Here is a 24,152-nt window from a genome sequence, read left to right as displayed (position 1 = left end):
ACCCGTCGGGGTGGGCCGCGCCCCGACGGGAACGGCCGTATGGTGGCCGCCCGGCATCCGGTCTGCGGGCCCGCGCCCCCGGGTACGCTGCCGTGAGCTGTCGAGGTCACCCGCATCAGGAGGCAGAGCCGACGTGAGCGCCATCCCCCCGGACACCACCCGCCGACCGCCGGCCTGCACCCGACGCAGTGGGCGGGCGGCGCTGGTGGCGGCGGTGTGCGCGGCGCTGACCGCGACGGTGGCCGGCTGCGCCGCGGAGGACCCGGACGCCGGCACCAACGGGGTCGGCAAGCTGCCCGCCCAGCAGATCGAGGCCAAGGCCCGGGCCGCCGCCGCGGGCACCGACACCGTGCGACTCTCCGGGAAGGTCGTCAGCCAGGGCGCCACCTACACGCTGGACATGCGGCTGGCCAAGAACGGCGCCCGGGGCGAGCTGACCACCAAGGCCACCTCGTTCCAACTGCTGCGGATCGACGACGCGCTCTATCTCAAGGCGGACGCGTCCTTCTGGGCCGGGGAGAAGAGCGGCTCCGCCGCCACCGCCGCCAAACTCGGCAACAAGTACGTCAAGGTGCCCGCCGCCGACCCCGTCTACCAACGCTTCAGCGGCTTCACCGACAAGGACACCCTGCTCGCCGGATTGCTCGGCCTGCACGGCGAGCTGACGGCCAAGAACCGCGGGACGGTCGGCGGGGTCCGCACCGTCCAGGTCGCCGCCGGCTCCGGCTCCGGCGGCACCCTCGACGTCTCCCTGGAAGGCACCCCGTACCCGCTGCGGTTCCAGCGCGCGGGCGGCGCGGGGGAACTCACCCTCGCCGACTGGGGCAAGAGCGTGGACCTCAAGACCCCCGACCAGAGCCAGGTCGTCGACTACGGCAAGCGGATCTCGCAGACCGGCGGCTGACCGCCGCGGGCCCGGGCCGGTCAGCCCCTGCGGCCCCGGCGCAGCAGCTTCGGCAGCGCGGCGGGCACCGGCCGGCGGGTGATCGCCGGCGAGGCCGGCGGCGGTGCGGCGTGCGAGCCGTCCGGCATCCGGCCGGGGCGCTGCTCCGCCTCGCCGGTCGGCGTCAGCCGCAACACCCGGCACTCCCGAGCCCAGCGCTCGGCGATGGTGTCGGCGTCCGGCGCGTTGAGTCGCTTGCCCTTCAACTCCTCGACGGCGGCCTGCCACTCCTCGCCGCCGGGCGGGAGTTCACGGACCGCGGCCGGCCAGGCGACGAGCCGGCCGCCCTTGTCCTTGCTGCGGACGGTGACCGTGGCGGTGCCGCCGTCGGTGAGCCCCAGCGCGGCCAGCGGCTGCTCACCGGTGCCCTCGCCGACCAGGCAGACCGCCCCGTCGTGCCAGACGTGCCACAGCGCGCGGGCCGGGCCCGTCGCCCCCCGCACCCAGATCAGGCCGGACTTCTTCGTGGCCTCTTCGACGAGCGCCTGATCCAGCAGGGCCTGCGACACGGTCTCCTCCGTCATGGGCCTCAGCCTAATCGGCCCGGTGGCGGGTATCCGGGGGCGCCCAGGCGGTGAGACACCGCGTCCCGGCCCCCGGCCGGAGAAGCCGCCGGCCGCCTCTACAGCCAGCCGTTGCGCTTGAAGCCGCGGTGGATCCCCAGACAGATGGTGACCGTGACGAGCATCATCGCCGGGTAGCCGTACTTCCAGTGCAGCTCCGGCATGTACGTGAAGTTCATGCCGTAGATGCCGGCGATCATCGTGGGGACGGCGAAGATGGCCGCCCAGGCGGTGATCTTGCGCATGTCCTCGTTCTGCGCGACGGCGGCCTGCGCGAGGTTGGCCTGGAGGATGGAGTTCAGCAGGTCGTCGAAGGACAGCACCTGCTCGTTGACCCGCGCCAGGTGGTCGGCGACGTCCCGGAAGTACTTCTGGATGCCGCTGTCCACCAGCCGCATCGGGCGCTCGCTCAGCAGCTGCATCGGCCGCAGCAGCGGGGACACTGCGCGCTTGAACTCCAGTACCTCACGCTTGAGTTGGTAGATCCGCCCGGCGTCACCGCCCTTCGCGGCCCCCTTGCCGCCGGCGCCCTTGCCGTTGGTGCCCGAGCTGAAGACGTCGATCTCCACCTCGTCGATGTCGTCCTGGACCGCGCCGGCCACCGCCATGTAGCCGTCGACGACCTGGTCGGCGATGGCGTGCAGTACCGCGGACGGGCCCTTGGCCAGCCGCTCCTGGTCCTCCTGGAGGCGGTGCCGCAGCGCGCGCAGCGAGCCCTGGCCGCCGTGCCGGACGGTGACGATGAAGTTCGGGCCCGTGAAACACATCACCTCGCCGGTCTCCACCACCTCGCTGGTCGAGGTCAGCTCGGCGTGCTCGACGTAGTGCACGGTCTTGAAGACGGTGAACAGGGTGTCGTCGTACCGCTCCAGCTTGGGCCGCTGGTGGGCGTGGACGGCGTCCTCCACGGCGAGCGGGTGCAGCCCGAACTCCTGGGCGATGCCGGCGAATTCGGCCTCGGTCGGCTCGTGCAGGCCGATCCAGACGAAGCCGCCCTCGTCCCGGACGCCGGCGATCGCCTCGCCCGGGGCGAGGTGCCCGCGCACCCGCTGGCCGTCGCGGTACACGCCGCAGTCGACGATGGCGCTGTTGGCGCAGGCCGGGGCGGCGGATTCGGTGCGGTAGGGGGAGTCGTCGCGGCGTCGAGCCGGTCGGACGGCGGCGCGCAGGTCGCGGATCATCGACATGGCAGGCTCCTTCGGGCCGGCCGTCAGTGGTGCGTGCCGCGGGCGCAACGCGGCCCGGAACGAGGGCGTACGAGGCGACAAAGGGCCGTACGTCCGCAAAGCGGGCGGCGCTCGGCGCGGGGCTACTGACGGCAGTTCGCTGACATCACGGAAGTAAGAGTCGGAGGCGCTCTTCCGTCATCTGCGTCCGGAGCGGGAGAACTTCACGGTTTAGCCGCGGTGCGGCCGGGTACGGAAGCTCTCGGATCAGAAGGATCGCGGTGCGAACGGGATGACGGGAGAACTATCGGTACTGCACGGTCGACTCGGATCCACCGCAGCCCCACCTCCTCCGGCCGGTCCCCGCTGGGGGACGTTCGTCATTCCCTGACCAGACGGCAAGGCTATCAGCCGCCTGAAGCACTAGGGCTCCCCTTTGCACGTTCGATACGAAGTGCAGAGCCAAGGCGCCGCCTCCCGGCGCATCGGGGCGCGGCGGGCGGGCATCGGGGCGGCACCTATGCTCGGCCCATGTCTGACGTTCTTGAGCTGGTCGAGGCCCGGTTGCGCACGGCGCTGGGCGAACCGGACGCGCGAGCCGCCGTCACCTTCCTCGGTACCGACCGCATCGAGGTGCTCCGCTTCGTCGACGGGGACGTGCTCCGTTACGCCACCCTCGGGATGTCCGCCCAGCCGATGGCCGACCCCACCGCGGTGGTCGCCGACCCGCTCCGCGGCCCGCGGGCCGAACTCCTGCTGTCCGTGCGGGCCGGCCGCGCGGAGACCGACAAGGTGCTCCGGCCGCTTGCCGTCCTCGCCGCGTCGCCTCAGGTCGAGGGCGTGATCGTGGCTTCCGGGGCGTCGTTGGACGTCGGCGAGCCGCTGTGGCCCGGGGCGCCGTTCACCTCGGTCCTGGTGGGGGCCTCCGGCGGCCTCGTCGAGGATCTGGAGCTGGACGAGCCCATGGATCCGGTGCGGTTCCTGCCGCTGCTGCCGATGACGCCCAACGAGGCCGCCTGGAAGCGGGTGCACGGTGCCGAGGCGCTGCAGGCGCGCTGGCTGGAGCGGGGCACCGACCTGCGCGATCCGCTGCGCGCCGGCGTGCCGCTGGACTGACCGCACGGCGGGCGCGGCCCGGCGCACCGCCCGTGCCGTACCCGGGCGGTGCGTCAGGTCCCTTGCCCCGGCCGCCGGTTGTCGGGGGCCCGCCGGGGCTCAGGGGTCGGCGAAGGCCGAGACCTCGTCCCCGGTCGCGTGCCGGGGTGCCGGCTCCTCGGCGTGCAGGGTCAGCGCCCGGCGGCGGACCGCGACGACGCCGGCGCCGATCACCGCGGCCAGCGCCGCGACCACGAACGGGATGTGCTGGTCGGTCCGCTCCGCGATCTTCGGGGCGAGGAACGGCGCGGCCGCCGCCGCACTGCCGCCCGCCTGTCGCCCGTCGCCGCCCCGAGCGGAGGCGCTGTGCGAGGCCCCCACGGGATGCGCCGCCCCACGATCACCGCCAGTGCGGTCGAGACGAAGAGCGCGTTGCCCAGGCCCCAGCCGGCCCGGAAGCCGACCAGTTCGCCGACCGAGGACGAGGTGCCGGACAGCGCGGCGAAGACCACCACCAGGGCCAGCCCGGTGAGCAGCGTCCTGCGGCTCCCTATCCGACTGGAGACGAAGCCGGTAAGCGACGACCGAGGCGCCGGCGGTGGCCCGGACCGCCATCGGCTGGCGGAGGAGCGGGGTGCCGCCGGCCCCTCGCCGGCCGCCGTCCCGGGCGGCGTCGCGGTGCGATGCCCCGGTGGGACTGTCGAAGGGGTCGTCGTGGGTGTCACCGTCGTGGCCGCTGTTGCGCATGCCGGGTTCTCCTTCCTGCCCATGTGCTGCGTGCGCCGAAATGGTTGACGTGTGCACACGGTAAGTTAGGTGGGCTAAATAGTGTAAGATGCAACTAATTTTCGAGGATGCGGAGCACTGGCAAGAATCGGCCAAGTGTGCGGTCCTGTACGCGATTAGGGGCACACCGGTCGGGTGATCGTCCTTGACGGGACGGCGGCCCTGGAGGACCGTTGGTCCTTATGAGGGGCGAACCCAGTTGCCCAAAGTGCGGAGGCCGGGTGCGGACGCCCGGTCTCTTTTCCGATACCTGGCAGTGCGCCGTCCATGGCGCCGTGCACCCGCTCCAGCCGGTCGTCCCGCCGAGCGTCGAGGCGCTCGGCGTTGTCGTGCACCGCGCACAGGTACCGGTATGGATGCCCTGGCCGCTACCGGTCGGCTGGCTGTTCACCGGTGTGGCCTGCGCCGGTGACGACCGCAGCGGCGGTCGGGCGACCGCCGTCGCCTGCTCCGGCCCCGGGCCGCTCGGCGGCCCCGGTGAACTCCTGCTGGTCGCCGAGGAGCTGGGCGTCGGACTCGGCGCCCGCTACGCCGGCATCGACGGCCCCGACCCCGGCCTGCATCTGCGCGTCGACAAGCCGCCGAACGCGAAGGTGTTGGCCGCCGGCCGCCCGACCCCGATGTGGCAGGTTCATGGCGCCCCGGCTGACCGCGCGGTCTTCGCCGGCGAGGCCCGCGGGCTGTGGCTGTGGGCCATCGCCTGGCCGGAGCAGTCCGCGCTGCTGATGTACGACGAACTGGTGCTGACCGATCTGAGGGAGGCCGGCGCCGAAGTCGATCTACTGCCCTGCGGGGCCCTGTCGCCGAGGATTCTGAGCTGAGGCGAGCGGTGCGGCTGCGGATCTTCGGATCCGGTGGAGCGGTGGACTGACGGGGGCATGTCCGGCCGCCCGGTATCCTTCCTTCTGTAGTCCGTGGTAGTGCCGTGTAGTCCTTACGGTGGCCCGCGGTGCGGTGCCCGGTCCGGGATCACCGCCGAGTCCGTCCCGCAGCAGTCTGGAGCCCGTGCCGTGCGTATCGATCTGCACACCCACTCCACGGCCTCGGACGGCACGGACACCCCCGCCGAGCTGGTGCGCAATGCCGCGGCCGCCGGGCTGGACGTCGTCGCGCTGACCGACCACGACACCGTCGGCGGGCACGCCGAGGCGCGCGCCGCGCTGCCCGAGGGGCTGACGCTGGTCACCGGAGCCGAGCTGTCCTGCCGGCTCGACGGGGTCAGTCTGCACATGCTCGCCTACCTCTTCGACCCCGACGAGCCGGAACTCGCCCGCGAGCGGGAGCTGGTCCGTGACGACCGGGTGCCGCGCGCCCGGGCCATGGTCGGCAAGCTGCGCGAGCTGGGCGTCCCGGTCACCTGGGAACAGGTGGCGCGGATCGCCGGCGACGGCGCCGTCGGACGGCCGCACATCGCCACCGCCCTGGTCGAGCTGGGCGTGGTCGGCTCGGTCTCCGACGCCTTCACCTCCGAGTGGCTCGCCAACGACGGCCGGGCCTACGTCGAGAAGCACGAGCTCGACCCGTTCGACGCGATCCGGCTGGTCAAGGCGGCCGGCGGGGTCACGGTCTTCGCGCACCCGCTCGCCGTCAAGCGCGGCAGCTGCGTCCCGCAGAGCGCGATAGCCGAGCTGGCCGCTGCCGGCCTGGACGGCATCGAGGTCGACCACATGGACCACGACGACGCCACCCGCGCCCGGCTGCGCGGGCTCGCCGCCGACCTCGGGTTGCTGACCACCGGCTCCAGCGACTACCACGGCAGCCGCAAGACCTGTCGCCTCGGCGACTACACCACCGACCCCGAGGTCTACGGGGAGATCGTGCGCCGGTCCACCGGCGCCTTCCCCGTCCCCGGCGCGGGCGGCTGAGCCCGCGGCACCGGCCGTCCGGCCGTTCGCCGAACCGCGTGCTCCGCCGAGCGGGCCGCGCTCCGGCACGCCGCCACCTCTTTCCTCCCTCCGCTCTCTTTCCCACGGGCCGCCCGTCGGCCGTGCCGCGTCCGGTCCCGTGCGTCTCCTTCCGTTCGTCCGTACCACTCGCAAGGCCAGCACCGTGTTCGACGTCGCCGTCTTCAGTACCCTCTTTGTCACGCTGTTTGTGATCATGGATCCCCCGGGAATCACCCCGATCTTCCTCGCCCTGACCTCTGGCCGGCCGGCCAAGGTGCAGCGCCGGATGGCCTGGCAGGCCGCCACCGTCGCGTTCTGCGTGATCGCCGTCTTCGGCCTCTTCGGCAAGCAGATCCTGGGGCGCCTGCACATCTCCACGCCCGCGCTGATGATCGCCGGCGGGCTGCTGCTCCTGCTGGTGGCGCTGGACCTGCTGACCGGCAAGTCCGAGGAGCCGACCCAGACCAAGGACGTCAATGTGGCGCTGGTGCCGCTGGGCATGCCGCTGCTGGCCGGGCCGGGCGCCATCGTCTCGGTGATCCTCGCGGTGCAGCACGCGCAGGGCGTCGCGTCCCAGGTCGCGGTGTGGTCGGCGATCGCGGCGATCCATGTGGTGCTCTACCTGGTGATGCGGTTCTCGCTGGTGATCATCCGCGTGATCAAGGACGGCGGGGTGGTCCTGGTGACGCGACTGGCCGGCATGATGCTCTCCGCGCTCGCCGTGCAGCAGATCATCAACGGTGTGACGCAGGTGATCCAAGGGTCCTGAGCGGCCCCGGACACGACGGCGCCCCCCGTACGGCAGGTCCGTGCGGGGGGCGTTCGCGCGTCGTCGCTACGTGGTCGTCACGTCGTCGTCCGGACGCGGTGGGCGGTGTCGGTGATCAGCTGACCGCGGCCGTGTCGGCCGGGCGGATATAGATCCGCTGCCCTATGGCGGCGGCCTGCTGCACGATCTGGTTGACGGAGGCGGCGTCCACGACGGTGCTGTCCACGGCGGCGCCGTCGACATCGTCCAGGCGCATGATCTCGAAGCGCATACGGCTTCTCCCTTCGTCTGATCCTCCTGCGGAGAACTTTTTGACAGGACTTGCCTGGCTTCGTTGCCGGGCGTTCCGTATGGGTACAACGAGCCTACAGCTGAAATGATTCCCTACGCTAAGGAAATTTTTTCATGGTCTAAGGAATGCATCTGCGGAAGTCCGCGTGGTTGTGCCCTCCGAGTGCCCGCCCGGACAATGGATCCCGAAATGAACGACCTCCAGCCCACGGGCACCACCGACCTCGCGGCGCTCGCCGCCGGCATCGAGCGCACCAACGAGCTGCTCACCCGGGTCCTGGCGGAGGTCGCCACCACCCCGTCCACCCATGCGATCTTCGTCGACGCGGGGTACGTCTACGCCGCCACCGGGCGGCTGGTCACCGGTACGGAGGACCGCAAGGCGTTCGAGCTGGACGCCGAGGGGCTCATCGAGGCGTTCATCGACAAGGCGCGGACGATCTTCCCGGACAGCCGGCTGCTGCGGGTCTACTGGTACGACGGCGCCCGCCGCCGGATCCACACCCAGGAACAGCAGCGGGTCGCCGAGCTCCCCGACGTCAAGGTCCGGCTCGGCAACCTCAACGCCCACAACCAGCAGAAGGGCGTGGACTCGCTGATCCGCACGGACCTGGAGTCGCTGGCCCGGCACCGGGCGATCACCGATGCCGTCCTGATCGGCGGCGACGAGGACCTGGTCTCCGCGGTGGAGGCGGCCCAGGGCTACGGCGCCCGGGTCCACCTGTGGGGTATCGAGGCCCCGGGCGGCCGCAACCAGGCCGAGCCGCTGATGTGGGAGGTGGACAGTGCGCGCACCTTCGACCTGGACTTCTGCAAGCCGTACGTCACCCGGCGGACGGTCGCGGAGCACCCCGAGCCGGGCGTCGGCGAGGGGCCGGTGCCCAGCCGCGAGGAGGTCCGGTTCGTCGGGGCGCGGGTCGCCGCCCAGTGGCTGTCGGAGCGCGGCCCGGCATGGGTGGCCGATCTGCTGCCCGGCCACCCCTACCTGCCCGGCGCCGTCGACCAGGAGCTGCTCACCGCCGCCGAGGCGCTGCTGAAGCACTCCCTGCGCGGCCACGCCGATCTGCGGCGGGTGCTGCGCGACGGGTTCTGGGACCACGTGCAGGGGCGGTTCTAGCGGCGCGGCACGCGGCGACGTCGCGGTGCCGGTGCCGGCCCGGACCGTGGGCGCGAGTCAGCCGACGTCGCTCCAGAAACCGGCCAGCGCACCGGCGGTCTTTTCCGGGCGCTCGGCGTTCGGGGAGTGCTCGGCGCCCTCGACGACCGTGCGGCGGGCGGACAGCCGGCGGGCCATCGCGTCCATCAGCGGCACCGGCCAGGCGTAGTCCACGACCCCGGAGACGACGTGCACCGGCAGCCCGGTGCGGGCCAGCTCGTCGACCCGGTCCGGCTCCGCCAGCATCTGCCGTGCGGTGGCGATCAGTTGCTCGGGGGCGGTGTTCAGCCAGCGCTGCCGGAGGAACGCGGCGATCTCCGGTGGTGCCGCGTCGTCCGCCGCCTCCGGCGGATCCAGCGCCCGCATGGCCTCCCACACCTGTTCCCGCTCCATCGTGCCGAGCGCGTCGATCAGCATCCGCACCCGGGCCTGCTGGGCCGGGTCGATGGCGGCCGGACCGGAGCTGAGCACGGTCAGCGAACGGAACGGGGCCGGGTCGCGGAGCACCGCGGCCCGGGTGATCAGCCCGCCGAGGGAGTGGCCCAGCAGGTGCAGCGGGCCGCCGTCGGGTACCTCCAGGGCCCGCGCCTGGGCCAGCACGTCCAGCGCCAACTCCTGCTGCTCGTACGCCTGTTGAGAGTGCCGGCCGGGGGATTCGTGCTGCCCGCGGCCGTCCACCGCGACCGTTCGGAAGCCGGCCGCGGCGAGCGGTGCCAGCAGGGCGATGAAGTCCTCCTTGCTGCCGGTGAACCCGGGGACCAGGAGGGCGGTGCCGATCGGTGCGCCGTCGGGGCGGGCGTCGTGCACGGCGAACGCGCCGCGTGCGGTGTCGAGTCGGTACGCGCGGGCGCACGGCGGCAGTGTGAGGGTGGGCGGCCTGCTCATGGGGTGAGGCTATCGGGACGGCCGGGGAAAACCCGCCCGGTACGCCGGCGTTGCCGGGGCACCCTGGCCCGGAACGGCGGCGACCCGGCGCCCGCACGAGGCGGGGCCGGGTCGTCAGGTGCCGTCGGAGGCGGGCCGGATCAGCTCTCGGCCGACGCCTCGGCAGGCTTTGTCTGCGTCCGCTTCCGGGTGCGCTTCGGCTTGGCCTCCGCGCCGTCCACCGCTTCCGCGGGGGCGGCCTCGGCGGCCTTGGCGGCGGCGGTCTTCCGCGTCCGCTTCGGCTTGGCGGGGGCCTCCCCGTCGGCGACCTCGGTCACGGCCGACTTCGCGGCGGTCTTGGCGGCGGCGGTCTTGGCCGCGGCCGTCTTCCGGGTCCGCTTGGGCTTCTCCGGGGCGACCTCGACGCTCTCGGCCGCGGCGGGGGCCACGGCGGCCTCGGCCTCGGGCTTGGCGGCGGCCGTCTTCCGGGTCGTCCGGGTGCGCTTGGGCTTGGCCGGCGCCTCGGCGTCCGCGACGGCGGTGTCCGCCACGCCCTCCGCCGTGTCCACGGCGTCAGCAGCCACGGCCTTCTTGGTCGCGGCCCGCTTGCGGGTGCGCTTGGGCTTCTCCGGGGCGGCCTCCGCCGCGACCGGCGCCGACGCGGTCTCCTGCGCCGCCTCGACCACGGTCTCCACGGTGGCCTTGGCGGCGCTCCGGGTACGGCGTCGGCGCGGCTTGGCGGCCGGGGCCTCGTCGGTGTCCGGACCGGCCGTGGCGGCCAGCGCGGGGGCGGCCTCGACGACCGTGTCGGCCGCGGCCTCGCGGGCCTCGGCCACCGCGGCCTCGGAGGCGGCGGCCGACACCGCGGCCCGGGTGCGGCGCCGGCGCCGGGGCGTCCGCGCGGCGGCCTCGGTGCCCTCGGCAGTGCGCACCGCAGCGTCGGCGGCGCCCTCGGCGTTCGCGGTCTCCGGCGCGTCCGCGCCGGCCGCCTGGCTCACGGGCGTTCCGCCCCGCGTCCGGCGCCGCTGGCGCGGCGTCCGGGTCCGCTGGGGCTCTTCCTTGGTGTCCGGGGCACCGGACCGCCGGCCACGCCCGCGGCCACCGGGCTCGCCCAGGTCCTCGACCTCCTCGGCGGCCAGCCCCGCCCGAGTGCGCTCGGCGCGCGGCAGCACGCCCTTGGTGCCCTCGGGGATGTGCAGCTGCTCGTAGAGGTGCGGCGAGGTGGAGTAGGTCTCCTCCGGCTCGTCGAACGACAGGTCCAGCGCCTTGTTGATCAGCTTCCAGCGCGGGATGTCGTCCCAGTCGACGAGGGTGACCGCGGTGCCCTTGGCGCCCGCCCGGCCGGTGCGGCCGATCCGGTGCAGGTAGGTCTTCTCGTCCTCGGGCGACTGGTAGTTGATGACGTGGGTCACACCCTCGACGTCGATGCCGCGGGCGGCGACGTCGGTGCAGACCAGGACGTCGACCTTGCCGTTGCGGAAGGCGCGCAGCGCCTGCTCGCGGGCGCCCTGGCCGAGGTCGCCGTGGACCGCGCCGGACGCGAAGCCGCGGCGGGAGAGCTGGTCGGCGATGTCGGCGGCGGTCCGCTTCGTGCGGCAGAACACCATGGCCAGCCCACGGCCCTCCGCCTGGAGCATGCGGGCGACCATCTCCGGCTTGTCCAGGGAGTGCGCCCGGTAGACGTGCTGGGTGATGTTGGCGACCGTCGCGCCCTCGTCGTCCGGCGCGGTGGCGCGGATGTGCGTCGGCTGCGACATGTAGCGGCGGGCCAGCGAGATGACCTGGCCGGGCATGGTCGCCGAGAACAGCATGGTCTGCCGCTTGGCCGGCAGCAGCTGGATGATCCTCTCGACGTCGGGCAGGAAGCCCAGGTCGAGCATCTCGTCGGCCTCGTCCAGGACGAGCGTGCGCACCCGCGACAGGTCGAGCTTCCGCTGGCCCGCCAGGTCGAGCAGCCGGCCGGGCGTGCCGACGACCACGTCGACGCCCTTCTTCAGCGCCTCGACCTGGGGCTCGTACGCCCGGCCGCCGTAGATCGCCAGGACCCGGACGTTGCGCACCTTGCCGGCGGTCAGCAGGTCGTTGGTGACCTGCTGGCACAGCTCACGGGTGGGCACGACCACGAGGGCCTGCGGCGCCTCGGTCAGCTGCTCGGGCGTGGCCCGGCCGGCCTCGACGTCGGCGGGGACGGTGACCTGCTCCAGCAGCGGCAGGCCGAAGCCGAGCGTCTTGCCGGTGCCGGTCTTGGCCTGGCCGATGACGTCGTTGCCGGAGAGGGCGACGGGGAGCGTCATCTCCTGGATGGGAAAGGGGGTCACGATGCCGACGGCTTCCAGGGCCTCGGCGGTCTCGGGGAAGATCCCGAGTTCTCGGAACGTCGTAGACAGAGTCTTGCCTCTTCTGTGAGACGCGGCGAGAGGCGGCGAAGGGGGTCGTACCGCACCGTCGTACGGGTTCGTACGGCGCCGACCCGAAGGGGCCGGATGGCGCGGGACCACTGCCGTCGCTCAGGCACTCTTGCCGCGAGCGGTGTGCCTCCTGCTGTGCGTACGTCGCGTACGCGCCGCGGGGGAGGGCGGTCGGTTGGAGCCGATCGGGCCACCGACCGGGCATCCGCTTTCGTGGAACGACCCACCGATACTCGGCGGGTCCTTTAGCACTGTACCCCGGATATCGCGCGTGAATCCGAAGGCGTGTATGACTGAGGAATTCATCACGGCGCGCCGGACCGCTCGCGGCGATCACTCGCACGGGTGACCGGGCCGTGGCTGACCAGGGCCTTCCAGGACCCCTCGGGCGGGCTATTGTGCCGGTCATGGAGACGCCTGACAACGCCGCTGCCGACGCGCAGGAACACACCGGAATCGCCGCCCAGGACTGGGATCGGGCATCCGCGGACCCGCAGTACCGGGCCGCTGTGATCGATCTGCTCGGCGCCCTCGCGTACGGCGAGCTGTCCGCCTTCGAGCGCCTGGCGGAGGACGCCAAGCTCGCGCCCACCATGGACGACAAGGCCGAACTGGCCAAGATGGCCTCGGCGGAATTCCACCACTTCGAGCGGCTCCGCGACCGGCTCGCCGAGATCGAGGCGGAGCCCAACGAGGCGATGGAGCCGTTCGCCGCGGCACTGGACGAGTTCCACCGCCAGACCGCGCCGTCGGACTGGCTGGAGGGCCTGGTCAAGGCGTACGTCGGCGACTCGATCGCCAGTGACTTCTACCGCGAGGTGGCGGCCCGGCTGGACTCCGACACCCGCGACCTGGTGCTCGCCGTGCTGGACGACACCGGCCATGCCACCTTCGCGGTGGAGAAGGTCCGGGCGGCCATCGAGGTCGAGCCGCGGGTCGGCGGGCGGCTGGCGCTGTGGGCCCGCCGGCTGATGGGCGAGGCGCTCTCGCAGGCCCAGCGGGTGGTCGCGGACCGCGACGCGCTCTCCACGATGCTGGTCGGCGGGGTGGCCGACGGCTTCGACCTGGCCGAGGTCGGCCGGATGTTCTCCCGGATCACCGAGGCGCACACCAAGCGGATGGCGGCGCTGGGCCTGGCGGCCTGACGCCCGTCAGCAGGCCGTCCGGTGGCCCTTCAGGGGGGTGGCCGGGCGGCGCACCCGGCGGCGCGGCGGGCGCACCAGGACCGACAGCAGCGCGGCGCCCACGGCGAACGCGGCGACCATCACCTGCACGGGGTGTCCGGGGCCCAGGATCGAGCGGGTCAGCAGCGCGCCGAGCAGCGCCGCGACCGGTCCGGTGGCCAGGGTGAGGGCGTGGGCGGGGAATCGCTCGGGGAGCCAGCGCCGCGCGGACAGGGCGATGGCGAATCCGACGATCACGGAGCCGAGCGCTTCCCAGATCATGCTGTTCCCTCCCGCGTGACGAGGCCGATCCAACAAACAAATCGGTCGTAGGCGGTCGTACCCAAGGGCTGCCGGCAGCAACCCTCCGGCGCGGCCCCCTTGTCCGGTCAGCGTGCGCCCTCGTCCGGCCATCGGGCAAGGGTTTTCGGACGGGGATTGCGCACATCGCGGCCGGCGGTCGGCGTCGGGCACCGGTGACACGACGCAGGGCGGCGGCCCGGAGAACTTCTCCGGGCCGCCGCCCTGCGTCAGTGACGGCGCCTCGTGCGCCGGTGCGCCGTCGCTCAGGGAGCGCCGAAACCGACCTTGCGGGTGGTCGGCTCGCCGAGCTCCACGTAGGCCACCCGGTCCGCCGCGACGAAGACCTTGCGGCCGTGCTCGTCCACCAGGCTCAGCAGCTCCGTCTTGCCGGTCAGCGCCTCGCTCACGACGCGCTCGACCTCTTCGGCGGACTGCCCGCTCTCCAGAACGATCTCGCGGGGCGCGTGCTGCACGCCGATCTTGACCTCCACGGCTTCTGTCCCTCCGATGGTCTGGGGGTCCCCCAGCGTCGGCTGGGGGACGATGCGCGGCCAGCCGCGCGGTACGCAGCACACATTAGCCCGGTACGGGGACGGACAGGACGTCGCCGACCACGCCAGCAGCGAACACGGTCAGTGCATGTCGGTGCCGTGCAGCGGGAATCCGGCGATGCCCTTCCAGGCGAGCGAGGTCAGCAGCTGCACCGCGGTGTCCCGCGGCACCTGGCTCTCCGAGGACAGCCAGTAGCGCGCCACCACCTGGGAGACTCCGCCCAGGCCGACGGCCAGCAGCATCGACTCGTCCCGTGACAGCCCGGTGTCCTCGGCGATCACCGCGCTTATCGCCTCGGCGCACTCCAGGGACACCTTGTCCACCCGCTCGCGGACCGCCGGCTCGTTGGTCAGGTCCGACTCGAAGACCAGGCGGAAGGCGCCGCCCGGGTCCTCCACGTAGGCGAAGTAGGCGTCCATCGTGGCCGCGACCCGCTGCTTGTTGTCCGAGGTGGACTCCAGGGCCGTGCGCACCGAGTGCAGCAGGGCCTCGCAGTGCTGGTCGAGCAGGGCCAGGTACAGCTCCAGCTTGCCGGGGAAGTGCTGGTAGAGCACCGGCTTGCTGACGCCCGCCCGCTCGGCGATGTCGTCCATCGCGGCCGCGTGGTAGCCCTGCGCGACGAAGACTTCCTGGGCCGCGCCCAGGAGCTGGTTCCGCCGGGCTCGGCGTGGCAGGCGCGTGCCCCGCGGACGCGCCGCCTCGGTCTGCTCGATGGCGCTCACGCTGCCTCCCAGAAATCGTTCCGTTCGCGGTCCGTACAAGGTGGTGCACCGCGGCCGTCATCGTACTTTTGGGTAACGGGGCTGTGTGCGGTCCGCGGCGAGAAATTCTGCCCCGCACCCTTCCTCGAAGCCGACATAACGTCCCAGGTCATCGATATTCGTCTTCGTTGAGTTCGACGACCCGGGCCTGTTCGGCCCGGTCCGCCTCATTGGCGGAGAAGTCGCTGCCGGTCACCGTCTCGTCGTGCCGCGGGGCGAGCTCGGCGTGCTGTTCGGCGGCATCGGCCTCCGGTGCCTCCACGTCGGTCTGGGTGAGGGCGGGGCCTTCGGCCGCCTCCTCGAAGGTGTCGGGGTCTGTCGGGTCGACGCGCATGATGGCTCCCTTTCCGGTGCTTGCTGGGGCCGTGGCCCGCCGTGGGGGCGGTCGCCCTAGCTACGAGCCTAGGAGAGCGGTTGCGGCAGCGCGATGCGGTGTGTGACCGCGAACACACAATCGGGGGCGTGATCGTCTCGTAACATCGACAGCATGTCTTCGACCGAGTCGCCGGACACCGCGACAGCCGCCGCCCTCCCGGTGCCGCCGGCCGGACCCGGTGCCCCGGACGCGGCGGACGAGGCGGTCGACTGGGTCGCGCTGGCGACGCCGCCGCGACTGACCCTGGCCGTCCGCACCCCGGCCGCGCGCCCCGGCGCACCGGCCGACGCCGCCGGCCGGGACCGCGAACCGGCGCTCTACGTCCACGGCCTGGGCGGCTCGTCCCGGAACTGGTCGGCCCTGATGCCGCTGCTCGCCGACCGGCTGGACGGCGAGGCGATCGACCTGCCCGGCTTCGGCGAGTCGCCGCCGCCGGAGGACGGCAACCACTCGGTCTCCGCGCAGGCCCGCGCGGTCGTCCGCTACCTCGACGCGGCCGAGCGCGGCCCCGTCCACCTCATCGGCAACTCCATGGGCGGCGCCGCCGCGACCCGGGTCGCGGCGATGCGCCCCGACCTGATCCGCACCCTCACCCTGATCTCGCCCGCGCTGCCCGAACTCCGGCCGCAGCGCACGGCGGTGCCCACCGCGCTGCTCGCGGTCCCCGGCGCGGGCCGGCTGTTCGGCCGGCTCACCCGCGACTGGACGCCCGAGCAGCGCACCCGCGAGGTGCTGGCGCTCTGCTACGGCGATCCGGCCCGGATCACCTCCGAGGGCTTCGAATCGGCCGTCGAGGAGTACGCCCGACGGCTGGAACTCCCTTATTTCTGGGAGGTGATGGAGCGTTCGGCGCGCGGTGTGGTGGGCGCCTACACGCTCGGTGGCCAGCAGGGCCTGTGGCGCCAGGCCGAACGGGTCCTGGTGCCCACGCTTCTCGTCTACGGTGGACGCGACCGCCTGGTCTCCATCCGGATGGCGCGGCGGGCGGCCGCGGCGTTCCGCGGCTCACGGCTGCTGACACTCCCGGAGGCGGGGCACGTGGCGATGATGGAGTATCCCGAGGCGGTGGCGCGGGCCGTCCGCGAGTTGGTCGACTCCACCGCGGCGGCCCGGTCCGACGTGTCGTCCGGCGCGGGCGGGAGCTGACGGCGCCGTGGGACGACACAGCCGCCAGGGCGGGCCGCAGCGCCCGTCCGCGGAACCGGCCGAGAGCGCCGGCAGCACCCAGCACGCCCCGGGGACGGGGCGCCGCCGCCGGGCGACCGGTGCGCCGGAGGACGGCGCCGCGGTCCGCGGCGGCCATCCCGAGCAGCACCAGCCGGGCGGCGCCTGGGGCGCGGTCCCACCGCCCGCAGCCGCACCGCACGGCTCCGCGCGGGGCGTGCCGGCCGAGCCGAGGATCCCCCGGCCGCGGTCCGCCGAGCCCGGTGGGCCGGTTTCCGGCACGCCGCCGTTCGGCACGCCGGCGTCCGGCACCCCCGTTTTCGGCACGCCCGCCTTCGGCACGCCGGTGGTCTCGCCGCCGGGCGGCGGTCCGGGGCCGCGGCAGGAGTATCTGGAGGCGTTCGGTGAGACGGCCCGCCGGGCCGCGCCGGGCACGCGGGCCGACGGTTTCCCGGTGGGCTCCCCGGACGGTGCCGCCGCCGGCTTCCCGGAGGGCGTCCCCGACGCCGTCCGCCAGGGGAACGCGGCGCCGCGGACCGATCGCCGGGACGGCGGTGGCGGGCTCGGGCCCGAGGCCGCCGGGCCGACCGATGACGGATCCGGCGCGCGGGGTCCCCGGAAGGGGAGCAGGGCGCGGACCTTCACCGGCGCGGCCGCCGCGGCGGTGACCACCGCGCTCGCCGTCGTCATCGGGGGCCAGGTCGCCGACCAGCACCGCGAGGACGGCGGTCCGCAGGCCCGCAGCGGCGACGACCGGGCCGACGGCGGCACCGGCGAGGCGTCGCGCTCGCAGGCGCGGGCCGGCCAGGACGCCAAGCCCGCCGACTACGCCACCCAGATGGCCGAGGTCTTCCCGCTGGACCCGCACCTGACCGCCGACGGCCGGTTCCGGCCGGTCGGCGGCGACGCCAAGGCGCCCGGCCACGGCAAGGTGCTGCGCTACCGGGTGGACGTCGAGGAGGGACTGCCGCTGGACGGCGAGCTGTTCGCCGAGGCGGTGCACAAGACCCTCAACGACGACCGGAGTTGGGCGCACGGCGGGCAGCGGACCTTCCAGCGGGTGGGCTCCGGCGACGCGGACTTCGTGATCTCCCTGGCCAGTCCGGGGACCACCGCGAAGTGGTGCGCCAAGTCCGGCCTGGACACCACCGAGGACAACGTCTCCTGCGACTCGGCGGCCACCCAACGGGTGATGATCAACGCCTATCGGTGGGCGCAGGGCGCCAAGACCTACGGCCCCGACAAGATGCTGGCCTACCGGCAGATGCTGATCAACCACGAGGTCGGGCACCGGCTCGGGCACAACCACGAGGTCTGCTCCCGGGCGGGCGCGCTCGCCCCGGTGATGATGCAGCAGACCAAGTTCCTCACCACGGACGGGGTGACCTGCCGCCCCAACTCCTGGCCGTATCCGACCGGGCAGTGAGCCCGGTGCCGGCGGCGGCGATGCGGGCCGGCCGGGGCGCGGGGGAGGGGTGGGCGAGCGGGCGCACGGCGACGCCCAACGCCCTTGCGTGCGAGGGGCGTTGAGGGTCGTCTCCACACAGGATCCGCAGGTCGCGTCCGGGGTGCGCGCCCCGCGGGCGGCGGCGCGACGGCCGGACCTCACCGTCCAACGGGCCACATAGCGCGTCGAAACGCCCTGAGGGGTGGAAAGTCACGCGTGTTCACCCCTTCCGGTGGTGCGACGGACAACCGTCCATCGCGCCACCGGGCCCTTTGCGTAGCTTCTTCCTGCAGGTGGCGGGGGACGTGCCGCGCCAGGACGCCGATATGGGAGGACGGGGGTGCCGTCGTGCGCATTGGACTGCTCACCGAGGGTGGCTATCCCTATGCGTCCGGTGAGGCGCACGGCTGGTGCGACCGGCTCGTGCGCGGGCTCACCGGCCATGACTTCGCGCTGTACACGCTGATCACCGACCCTCGCCAGGAGGCCCGCGGCCCCGTCGAACTGCCCGTCAACGCCCGGCTGATGGGGCGGGCGCGGCTGTGGGGCGACATCCCGCCGGGGCGTCGCCGGTCCGCCGGCCGCCGCGCCCGGCGCCGCTTCGCCGAGCACTTCGGCGACCTCGCGGCGGCCTGCGTGGCGCTGTCGGCGGGGGAGCCGGCGGCCGGTGCGGAAGCTGCCGCGGACGGACAGGCGGACCGTTTCGCCAGCGGCCTCTACGGGCTCGCCGACCTCGCCCGGGGCAGTGCCGCGCTGCCCTCCCTGCTCCGCTCCGAGGACGCCGTCCGCGCCCTGGAGGCCGTCTGCCACGGCGCCGGCGCACCGTCCGCCGTCCGCGGCGCACAGGTCGCGGACCTGCTGGCGGTCGCCGCCGAGCTGGAGCCGGCGCTGCGCCCGCTCTCGCTGGCCTGGTACGGCGACGCCGGGCTGGCCGCGGTGGACCTCTGCCACGCCGCCTCGGCCGGCACCGCCGCGCTCCCGGGGCTGCTGGCCAAACGCTTCTTCGGTACCCCGCTCCTGGTCACCGAGCACGGTGTGGGGCTGCGCGAGCACTACCTCGCGCACTCCGCGGCGCCGCGGACCGTGCCCGTACGGGTCCTGCTCGCCGCCTTCCGGCGCGCCCTCGCCGCCGAGACCTACACCCGGGCCGCGTTGATCACCCCGGGCGGCACCCGGGCCCGCCGCTGGCAGGAGCGCTGCGGCGCGGACCCGGCCCGGCTGCGCACGGTCTACCCGGGCATGGCCGCGGGCCCGTTCGCGGCGGTCCCGGACGCCGCGGCGGACGACTCCGCGACCCTGGTGTGGACCGGCGCCATCGCCCCGGACAAGGACCTCGTCGGACTGCTGCACGCCTTCGCCGACCTCCGCAGGACCGTCCCCGCCGCCACCCTCCGGATCATCGGCGGCCTCGGCGCCGACCCGGAGGCCGCCGGATACCGCGCCCAGTGCCGGGCGCTGGCCGCCCAGCTCTTCCCCGACGAGGCCGCCGACGCCCGGACCGCCGGGGAGAACCCGGTCAGCTTCGAGGAGATCGGCGGCCCCACCGCGCCCACCGCGGCGGACGCCTACGCCTCGGCGACGGTGGTGGTGCTCTCCAGCGCGGTCGAGGGGTTCCCGCGCTCCCTGGTGGAGGCGATGTTCTGCGGCCGGGCCACGGTCTCCACGGACACCGGCGCGGTCTGCGAGGTGATCGGCGGCACCGGTCTGGTGGTCCCGCCGCGCAACCCCCGTGCGCTGGCCGACGCCTGCCGGGCGCTGCTCGGCGACCCGGAGCGGCGCGCCCGACTGGGCGCCGCGGCCCGCGCCCGGGCCTTCGAACTCTTCACCGTCGAGCAGAACATCGCGGCATTTCGTGGCATCTACCTGGAGCTGATCGCCGGCGCCCCGGGCGGTCCGGCGGGGCGCGGCGCAGGGGGCGGCGTCCCGCGGCCCTTCGCCCGGCCCGCCGAGTCCCGGGTGCCCGGGGGGCCGCCCCCGGCCGGCACCGCCCGCACCCCGAGCTGGGCCCGGGCCGAGCAGGCGGATCCGGCGGACCAGACAGGTGGACGGTCCCGGCGTACGCGGCGCGGAGCGGCCGGCGAACCGGCCGCGGGGCAGGTGTGGTGAGGGTGAGGGAGGCGACAGTGGTGACAGTCGTGCTGGACGTGCTCCGCACGAGGGGCGTGGTGGGCGCGGCCCTGGTGACGGGGAGGGCGGACGTGGCACACGAGGGGAGCCGGGGCGCCGCGTGGCGGGACGGCCGTCCGGGTGCCGGACGCGGCCCCCGTGCCGGGTGCGCGCCGCTGCCCGCCCCCGTCATCCGCGCCGCCGGCCTCTGTCCCCGGGGCCGGGGGAGGGGAGACGGCGCATGACCGCACCCGAGAGCGGCACCGCGGCCCCGCCCGCCCGGCCGGCCCCACGGCACGGCCCCGCCGACCCCGTCAAGATTCTGATGTACCGTCACCGCACCTTGTGCGAAAGGGCAGTCGACCCACTGGAGATCGCCGCCGGACTGGAGGCGCACGGGGTCACCGACCGTGCCGCCGCCCGCTTCCGACACCGCGACGTCTTCTCCCTGGCCGAGGAGCTCTACGCCCGGGTCCCACGCGCCGACGGACCGGAGCGCGGCGCGTCGGCGGGCCCGGAGGACGAACCGGAGGCACCGAATCCGGCACCGGCCCCGGACCCGGCGGCCCCCGCCCCGGCCCCCCGCTCCCGGTTCACCCGCGGTGCGGTGCAACTGCTCCCCGGCGCGATCGGCCTCGCCACGGTCGCCGCCCACGCCTCCGTCGTGGCCCCGACTCCGCCGGTGCGCGGCGCCGTCGACGCGGCCGGGCTGCTGTTGACCGTCCTCGCGCTGCGGCTGGCGCTGCGCCACGGACCGCTGCGGCTGCGGCGCGGCCCCGGTTCCCGTACGGCGGTGCTGGGGGCGGTCTGGGCGGTGGGGTACGCGGTCTACGGCGACTGGCTGCTGGCGCAGCTGCTCTCCGGCGGGCCCGATGTGCCGGGCCCGCACCCCCGGGCCGCCGTCGCCGCCGGCGTGGCACTGGCCTGCGTGATCGCCCCGGCCGCCGGCTGCGCCCACTGGTTCGCGCGGCGCGCCCGGCGCGGGGTGGTCGCCAGTCGCGCACTGGCCGAACTCGCCGCCCGGGTACGGCCGTTGCTGATCGGTGCCACGCTGCTCTTCGCGGTCGCGGCGGGGGCGCTGACGGTCGGCGCCCAACTGCTGCTCGCCCGCGCGGGGAACCCCGGCGGCCGGTGCGTGGTCCCTGCGGTGGTCGCGCTGGCGGTGCTGCTCTTCCTCGCCCGGCTGCTCGCGGTGCACGGCTTCCCGGCGGCCGCCGCGGCCGGCCTCGGCGCCGCCGCCACCCTGGAAGCGGTGGCCCTGGCCCTCGTTCTGACCGCTCGGCTCCCCGGCCTGGCGCGGCTCGGCACTCCGGTGGAGGCGCTGGTCACCGTCGCCGGACCGGCCGCGGTCCCGGCCGTCGCGTGCGCGGTTGCCGCGCTGGGCCTCCTCGTCCGCGGCCTGCGGGCGCTCACCGGCGCCTGTGCGCACCTGCCCGCCGACATGCCCGAACAGCTCGGCGGCACACCCGTTGGCGACCCCGCGGAGGCCCACCGGCCATGACCGCCCCCCTACGCCCGTACGGGCCTTCGTACCCCTCGCACGGCGCGGCGCGGTGCCCCGATGCCGCCGCTCCGCGCTCCCCGGCCTCCGTGCCGCGGACCTCACCCCCCACCTGGTCCCCGCGCCCAGTGGCGGACGCCGAACCCGCGGCCGGAGCCGGAGGAACCGGCCCGCTTCCCTCGATCCCCATGAGGAGTCGACACATGAACGTCCACCCGACCACACGGCACGCGCGCAGGGGGGCCGCACGATGAGGGTGCTGCTCATTGGCGCCAACGGGTACCTCGGCCGCTATGTCGCCGACCGCCTGCTCGCCGACCCCGCCGTCCAGCTCACCGCCCTGGGCCGGGGAGACGACGCCGACGTCCGCTTCGACCTGGCCACCGGCAGCCCCGGGGCGCTCACCCGCTTCCTCGACGCGGTCCACCCCGGCGTGGTCGTCAACTGCGCCGGCACCACCCGCGGCGGGGCCCGGGAGCTGACCCGGCACAACACCGTCGCGGTCGCCACCATCTGCGAGTCGCTGCGCCGCAGCGGCTGCGGCGCCCGCCTGGTCCACCTCGGCTGCGCCTCGGAGTACGGGCCCTCGCAGCCCGGCTCGTCCACCGCGGAGGACGCGGTGCCGCGCCCCGGGGGCCCGTACGGGGTCAGCAAGCTGGCCGCCACCGAACTGGTGCTGGGCTCCGGGCTGGACGCGGTGGTGCTGCGGGTCTTCTCACCGGTCGGGCCGGGCACCCCGGCCGGGTCGCCGCTGGGCCGGCTCGCCGAGGCGATGCGGCGCGCGATGCAGTCCGGGGACAACGAGCTGAAGCTGGGCGGGCTCGGCGTCCAGCGGGACTTCGTCGACGTCCGGGACGTGGCCCGGGCGGTGCACGCCGCCTCGCTGTCCGCCGCGCAGGGCGTGGTCAACATCGGCACCGGGCGCGCGGTGCGGCTGCGGGAGGCCGCCGCGGTGCTCGCCCGGGTCGCCGGGTTCGGCGGCTCGCTGCACGAACTCGACTCCCCACCCGCCCGGTTGGTGATCCCGGCCCCGGCCACCGAGGGGCACGCGGCGGGCGCACCGCCCACCGCCTACCCGTATCCGGACGGCTGCGGCACCTGGCAGCAGGCCGATGTGCGCACCGCCCGCGACCGGCTCGGCTGGCGCCCGCGGATCGGCCTGGAGGAGTCCCTGGCCGACATCTGGATGGAGGCCGCCTGCCGTATCTGAGCGGTGGCGCCCCGAGCGCTGCCCTTGTCCCCACCGGGACCGGGCCGCTGCGGGCGGGGGTGCCCGGCTTCGCGCACCCCCGCCGGCGCCCGCGCCCGTGAGACGGATGTCCACCCAGTGGGACACCTGGACGTGGAGCGGGACGCCCGGCCCTTCGCCGCGCCGCTCTCCGGCGCCCAGCGCGGCCGGGAGCGGCCTCGGAGGACGGCTTCCGCCTGGGCCTCCGCCCCGCGGGCCGGCCGCCGCCGGTGCCGCCCCGGAGTCGCTGCCCGGCCACTGGGACACATTCGTCTCGCACATCGGACCGGGTGTCTCGGAATGAAGATGGGCGTGGCAGTGTTACGGGGAGAACCCTCTCCACCGTTCCCGGTTCCGACCGGGGCGGGGGAACCCCATCGAGACCGACCAACGGAGTCCCCGTGTCGCTGCCACCCCTGGTCGAGCCCGCTCCGGAGCTCACCGTCGACGAGGTCCGCAGGTACTCCCGCCACCTGATCATCCCCGATGTCGGGATGGACGGGCAGAAGCGGCTGAAGAACGCCAAGGTGCTGTGTGTCGGCGCCGGCGGCCTGGGTTCGCCCGCGCTGATGTACCTGGCCGCGGCCGGCGTCGGCACCCTGGGCATCGTGGAGTTCGACGAGGTCGACGAGTCGAACCTGCAGCGCCAGATCATCCACAGCCAGGCGGACATCGGCCGTTCCAAGGCCGCCTCCGCCAAGGACACGGTGCTCGGCATCAACCCGTACGTCACGGTCAACCTCCACGAAGAGCGCCTCGACTCCACCAACGTGATGGAGCTCTTCGCCCAGTACGACCTGATCGTCGACGGCACGGACAACTTCGCCACCCGTTACCTCGTCAACGACGCCTGCGTGCTGCTGAACAAGCCGTACGTCTGGGGTTCCATCTACCGCTTCGACGGCCAGGCGTCGGTGTTCTGGAGCGAGCACGGCCCCTGCTACCGCTGCCTGTACCCGGAGCCCCCGCCGCCCGGCATGGTGCCGTCCTGCGCCGAGGGCGGCGTGCTCGGCGTGCTCTGCGCCTCCATCGGCTCGATCCAGGTCAACGAGGCCATCAAGCTGCTCGCCGGCATCGGCGACCCGCTGGTCGGCCGCCTGATGATCTACGACGCGCTGGAGATGACGTACCGCCAGGTCAAGGTCCGCAAGGACCCCAACTGCGCGGTCTGCGGCGAGAACCCGACCGTCACCGAGCTCATCGACTACGAAGCGTTCTGCGGCGTGGTGTCCGAGGAGGCCCAGGAGGCGGCGGCCGGTTCCACGATCACTCCGCGGCAGCTCAAGGAGTGGATCGACAACGACGAGAAGATCGACATCATCGATGTCCGGGAGCCCAACGAGTACGAGATCGTCTCGATCCCCGGCGCCCGCCTGATCCCGAAGAACGAGTTCCTGATGGGCACCGCCCTCCAGGACCTCCCGCAGGACAAGAAGATCGTCCTGCACTGCAAGACCGGCGTCCGCTCCGCCGAGGTGCTCGCGGTCCTGAAGTCCGCCGGCTTCGCCGACGCGGTGCACGTCGGTGGCGGCGTCATCGGCTGGGTCAACACCGTCGAGCCGGAGAAGCCCGTCTACTGAGCGGCGAGAGTCGCCCTGTGACACGTGAGGCGCCGGTCCGTTCA

23 protein-coding genes and 1 pseudogene are annotated in these 24,152 nt (G+C 74.0%); 13 read left to right on the top strand and 11 right to left on the bottom strand.

What is annotated here, in order from left to right; all coding sequences use genetic code 11:
- Positions 1-133: 133 nt before the first annotated feature.
- Positions 134-904: a hypothetical protein gene (locus SNOUR_RS14970; RefSeq protein WP_312632575.1), complete on the top strand. Its 771-nt coding sequence runs from the start codon at positions 134-136 to the stop codon at positions 902-904.
- Between the two features lie 20 nt (positions 905-924).
- On the opposite strand, the gene SNOUR_RS14965 is transcribed toward SNOUR_RS14970, so the two are convergent.
- Together SNOUR_RS14965 and SNOUR_RS14960 are read right to left on the bottom strand one after the other, a co-directional pair.
- The gene (locus SNOUR_RS14965) at positions 925-1,467 is read right to left on the bottom strand and encodes a ferredoxin reductase domain-containing protein (protein WP_067347179.1); all 543 of its coding nucleotides are present in this window, start codon (positions 1,465-1,467) and stop codon (positions 925-927) included.
- Positions 1,468-1,565: 98 nt separating this feature from the next.
- Positions 1,566-2,693, bottom strand: a complete 1,128-nt coding sequence (locus SNOUR_RS14960; RefSeq protein ID WP_067347177.1) for a magnesium and cobalt transport protein CorA — start codon at positions 2,691-2,693, stop codon at positions 1,566-1,568.
- Between the two features lie 510 nt (positions 2,694-3,203).
- On the opposite strand from SNOUR_RS14960, the gene SNOUR_RS14955 reads away from it, so the two are divergent.
- The gene (locus SNOUR_RS14955) at positions 3,204-3,788 is read left to right on the top strand and encodes a suppressor of fused domain protein (protein ID WP_067347175.1); all 585 of its coding nucleotides are present in this window, start codon (positions 3,204-3,206) and stop codon (positions 3,786-3,788) included.
- A gap of 99 nt (positions 3,789-3,887) precedes the next feature.
- On the opposite strand, the gene SNOUR_RS49255 is transcribed toward SNOUR_RS14955, so the two are convergent.
- Positions 3,888-4,148 carry a hypothetical protein gene (locus tag SNOUR_RS49255; RefSeq protein ID WP_067347172.1) on the bottom strand — a complete coding sequence of 87 codons (261 nt, stop codon included), beginning with the start codon at positions 4,146-4,148 and terminating at the stop codon, positions 3,888-3,890.
- 14 nt (positions 4,149-4,162) lie between these two features.
- Positions 4,163-4,345 (bottom strand): annotated as a pseudogene (locus tag SNOUR_RS49250) (MFS transporter); the annotation flags it as partial.
- A 390-nt stretch (positions 4,346-4,735) separates the two neighbouring features.
- Here SNOUR_RS49250 and SNOUR_RS14940 point away from each other — a divergent pair.
- The 3 genes from SNOUR_RS14940 (at position 4,736) to SNOUR_RS14930 (ending at position 7,208) form a co-directional block, all read left to right on the top strand.
- The gene (locus SNOUR_RS14940; protein ID WP_067347168.1) at positions 4,736-5,374 is read left to right on the top strand and encodes a DUF6758 family protein; all 639 of its coding nucleotides are present in this window, start codon (positions 4,736-4,738) and stop codon (positions 5,372-5,374) included.
- A 189-nt stretch (positions 5,375-5,563) separates the two neighbouring features.
- Complete coding sequence (locus SNOUR_RS14935; RefSeq protein WP_067347166.1) at positions 5,564-6,418, top strand: PHP domain-containing protein; 855 nt, start codon at positions 5,564-5,566, stop codon at positions 6,416-6,418.
- A gap of 184 nt (positions 6,419-6,602) precedes the next feature.
- On the top strand, positions 6,603-7,208 hold the full coding sequence (locus SNOUR_RS14930) for a MarC family protein (protein WP_067358323.1): 606 nt from the start codon (positions 6,603-6,605) through the stop codon (positions 7,206-7,208).
- Positions 7,209-7,323: 115 nt separating this feature from the next.
- On the opposite strand, the gene SNOUR_RS47140 is transcribed toward SNOUR_RS14930, so the two are convergent.
- Entirely contained in the window at positions 7,324-7,479 is a 156-nt protein-coding gene (locus SNOUR_RS47140) for a DUF8834 family protein (RefSeq protein ID WP_099055693.1), read from the bottom strand.
- Positions 7,480-7,689: 210 nt separating this feature from the next.
- Here SNOUR_RS47140 and SNOUR_RS14925 point away from each other — a divergent pair, with 210 nt between their 5' ends.
- Entirely contained in the window at positions 7,690-8,616 is a 927-nt protein-coding gene (locus tag SNOUR_RS14925) for an NYN domain-containing protein (protein ID WP_067347165.1), read from the top strand.
- A 57-nt stretch (positions 8,617-8,673) separates the two neighbouring features.
- On the opposite strand, the gene SNOUR_RS14920 is transcribed toward SNOUR_RS14925, so the two are convergent.
- Positions 8,674-9,540, bottom strand: a complete 867-nt coding sequence (locus tag SNOUR_RS14920; protein ID WP_067347163.1) for an alpha/beta fold hydrolase — start codon at positions 9,538-9,540, stop codon at positions 8,674-8,676.
- A 140-nt stretch (positions 9,541-9,680) separates the two neighbouring features.
- Entirely contained in the window at positions 9,681-11,837 is a 2,157-nt protein-coding gene (locus SNOUR_RS14915) for a DEAD/DEAH box helicase (RefSeq protein ID WP_312632574.1), read from the bottom strand.
- A gap of 497 nt (positions 11,838-12,334) precedes the next feature.
- Between SNOUR_RS14915 and SNOUR_RS14910 the strand changes: the two genes are divergently transcribed.
- Positions 12,335-13,072 (top strand): ferritin-like fold-containing protein, encoded by a 738-nt coding sequence (locus SNOUR_RS14910; RefSeq protein WP_039633016.1) that lies wholly within the window; start codon positions 12,335-12,337, stop codon positions 13,070-13,072.
- Between the two features lie 6 nt (positions 13,073-13,078).
- On the opposite strand, the gene SNOUR_RS14905 is transcribed toward SNOUR_RS14910, so the two are convergent.
- The 4 genes from SNOUR_RS14905 to SNOUR_RS14890 form a co-directional block, all read right to left on the bottom strand.
- Positions 13,079-13,372 (bottom strand): hypothetical protein, encoded by a 294-nt coding sequence (locus SNOUR_RS14905; protein WP_067347160.1) that lies wholly within the window; start codon positions 13,370-13,372, stop codon positions 13,079-13,081.
- Between the two features lie 284 nt (positions 13,373-13,656).
- On the bottom strand, positions 13,657-13,884 hold the full coding sequence (locus tag SNOUR_RS14900; protein ID WP_067347158.1) for a DUF3107 domain-containing protein: 228 nt from the start codon (positions 13,882-13,884) through the stop codon (positions 13,657-13,659).
- A 141-nt stretch (positions 13,885-14,025) separates the two neighbouring features.
- Positions 14,026-14,667 carry a TetR/AcrR family transcriptional regulator gene (locus tag SNOUR_RS14895; RefSeq protein WP_067347156.1) on the bottom strand — a complete coding sequence of 214 codons (642 nt, stop codon included), beginning with the start codon at positions 14,665-14,667 and terminating at the stop codon, positions 14,026-14,028.
- Between the two features lie 148 nt (positions 14,668-14,815).
- Positions 14,816-15,040, bottom strand: a complete 225-nt coding sequence (locus tag SNOUR_RS14890; protein ID WP_067347154.1) for an Rv3202a family protein — start codon at positions 15,038-15,040, stop codon at positions 14,816-14,818.
- A 153-nt stretch (positions 15,041-15,193) separates the two neighbouring features.
- Between SNOUR_RS14890 and SNOUR_RS14885 the strand changes: the two genes are divergently transcribed.
- The 6 genes from SNOUR_RS14885 to moeZ all read left to right on the top strand — a co-directional run bounded on the left by SNOUR_RS14885 (position 15,194) and on the right by moeZ (position 24,108).
- Positions 15,194-16,228, top strand: coding sequence for an alpha/beta fold hydrolase (locus tag SNOUR_RS14885; RefSeq protein WP_067347152.1), 1,035 nt, complete (start codon positions 15,194-15,196; stop codon positions 16,226-16,228).
- Positions 16,229-16,235: 7 nt separating this feature from the next.
- Positions 16,236-17,672: a DUF3152 domain-containing protein gene (locus tag SNOUR_RS14880; protein WP_067347150.1), complete on the top strand. Its 1,437-nt coding sequence runs from the start codon at positions 16,236-16,238 to the stop codon at positions 17,670-17,672.
- Between the two features lie 369 nt (positions 17,673-18,041).
- Positions 18,042-19,799: a DUF3492 domain-containing protein gene (locus tag SNOUR_RS14875; RefSeq protein WP_067347148.1), complete on the top strand. Its 1,758-nt coding sequence runs from the start codon at positions 18,042-18,044 to the stop codon at positions 19,797-19,799.
- A gap of 241 nt (positions 19,800-20,040) precedes the next feature.
- A complete protein-coding gene (locus tag SNOUR_RS14870) occupies positions 20,041-21,300 on the top strand; it encodes a hypothetical protein (protein WP_067347146.1) in 1,260 nt (419 codons plus the stop codon).
- A gap of 250 nt (positions 21,301-21,550) precedes the next feature.
- Positions 21,551-22,510, top strand: coding sequence for an NAD-dependent epimerase/dehydratase family protein (locus SNOUR_RS14865; RefSeq protein WP_067347144.1), 960 nt, complete (start codon positions 21,551-21,553; stop codon positions 22,508-22,510).
- 419 nt (positions 22,511-22,929) lie between these two features.
- The gene (moeZ, locus tag SNOUR_RS14860) at positions 22,930-24,108 is read left to right on the top strand and encodes an adenylyltransferase/sulfurtransferase MoeZ (protein WP_067347142.1); all 1,179 of its coding nucleotides are present in this window, start codon (positions 22,930-22,932) and stop codon (positions 24,106-24,108) included.
- Positions 24,109-24,152: the final 44 nt, after the last annotated feature.

The organism is Streptomyces noursei ATCC 11455 (genome assembly GCF_001704275.1).
In the GTDB taxonomy this organism is placed as follows: domain Bacteria; phylum Actinomycetota; class Actinomycetes; order Streptomycetales; family Streptomycetaceae; genus Streptomyces; species Streptomyces noursei.
Note: the sequence above shows the minus strand (reverse complement) of the source record. Positions and strands in the feature narration are given on the sequence as shown.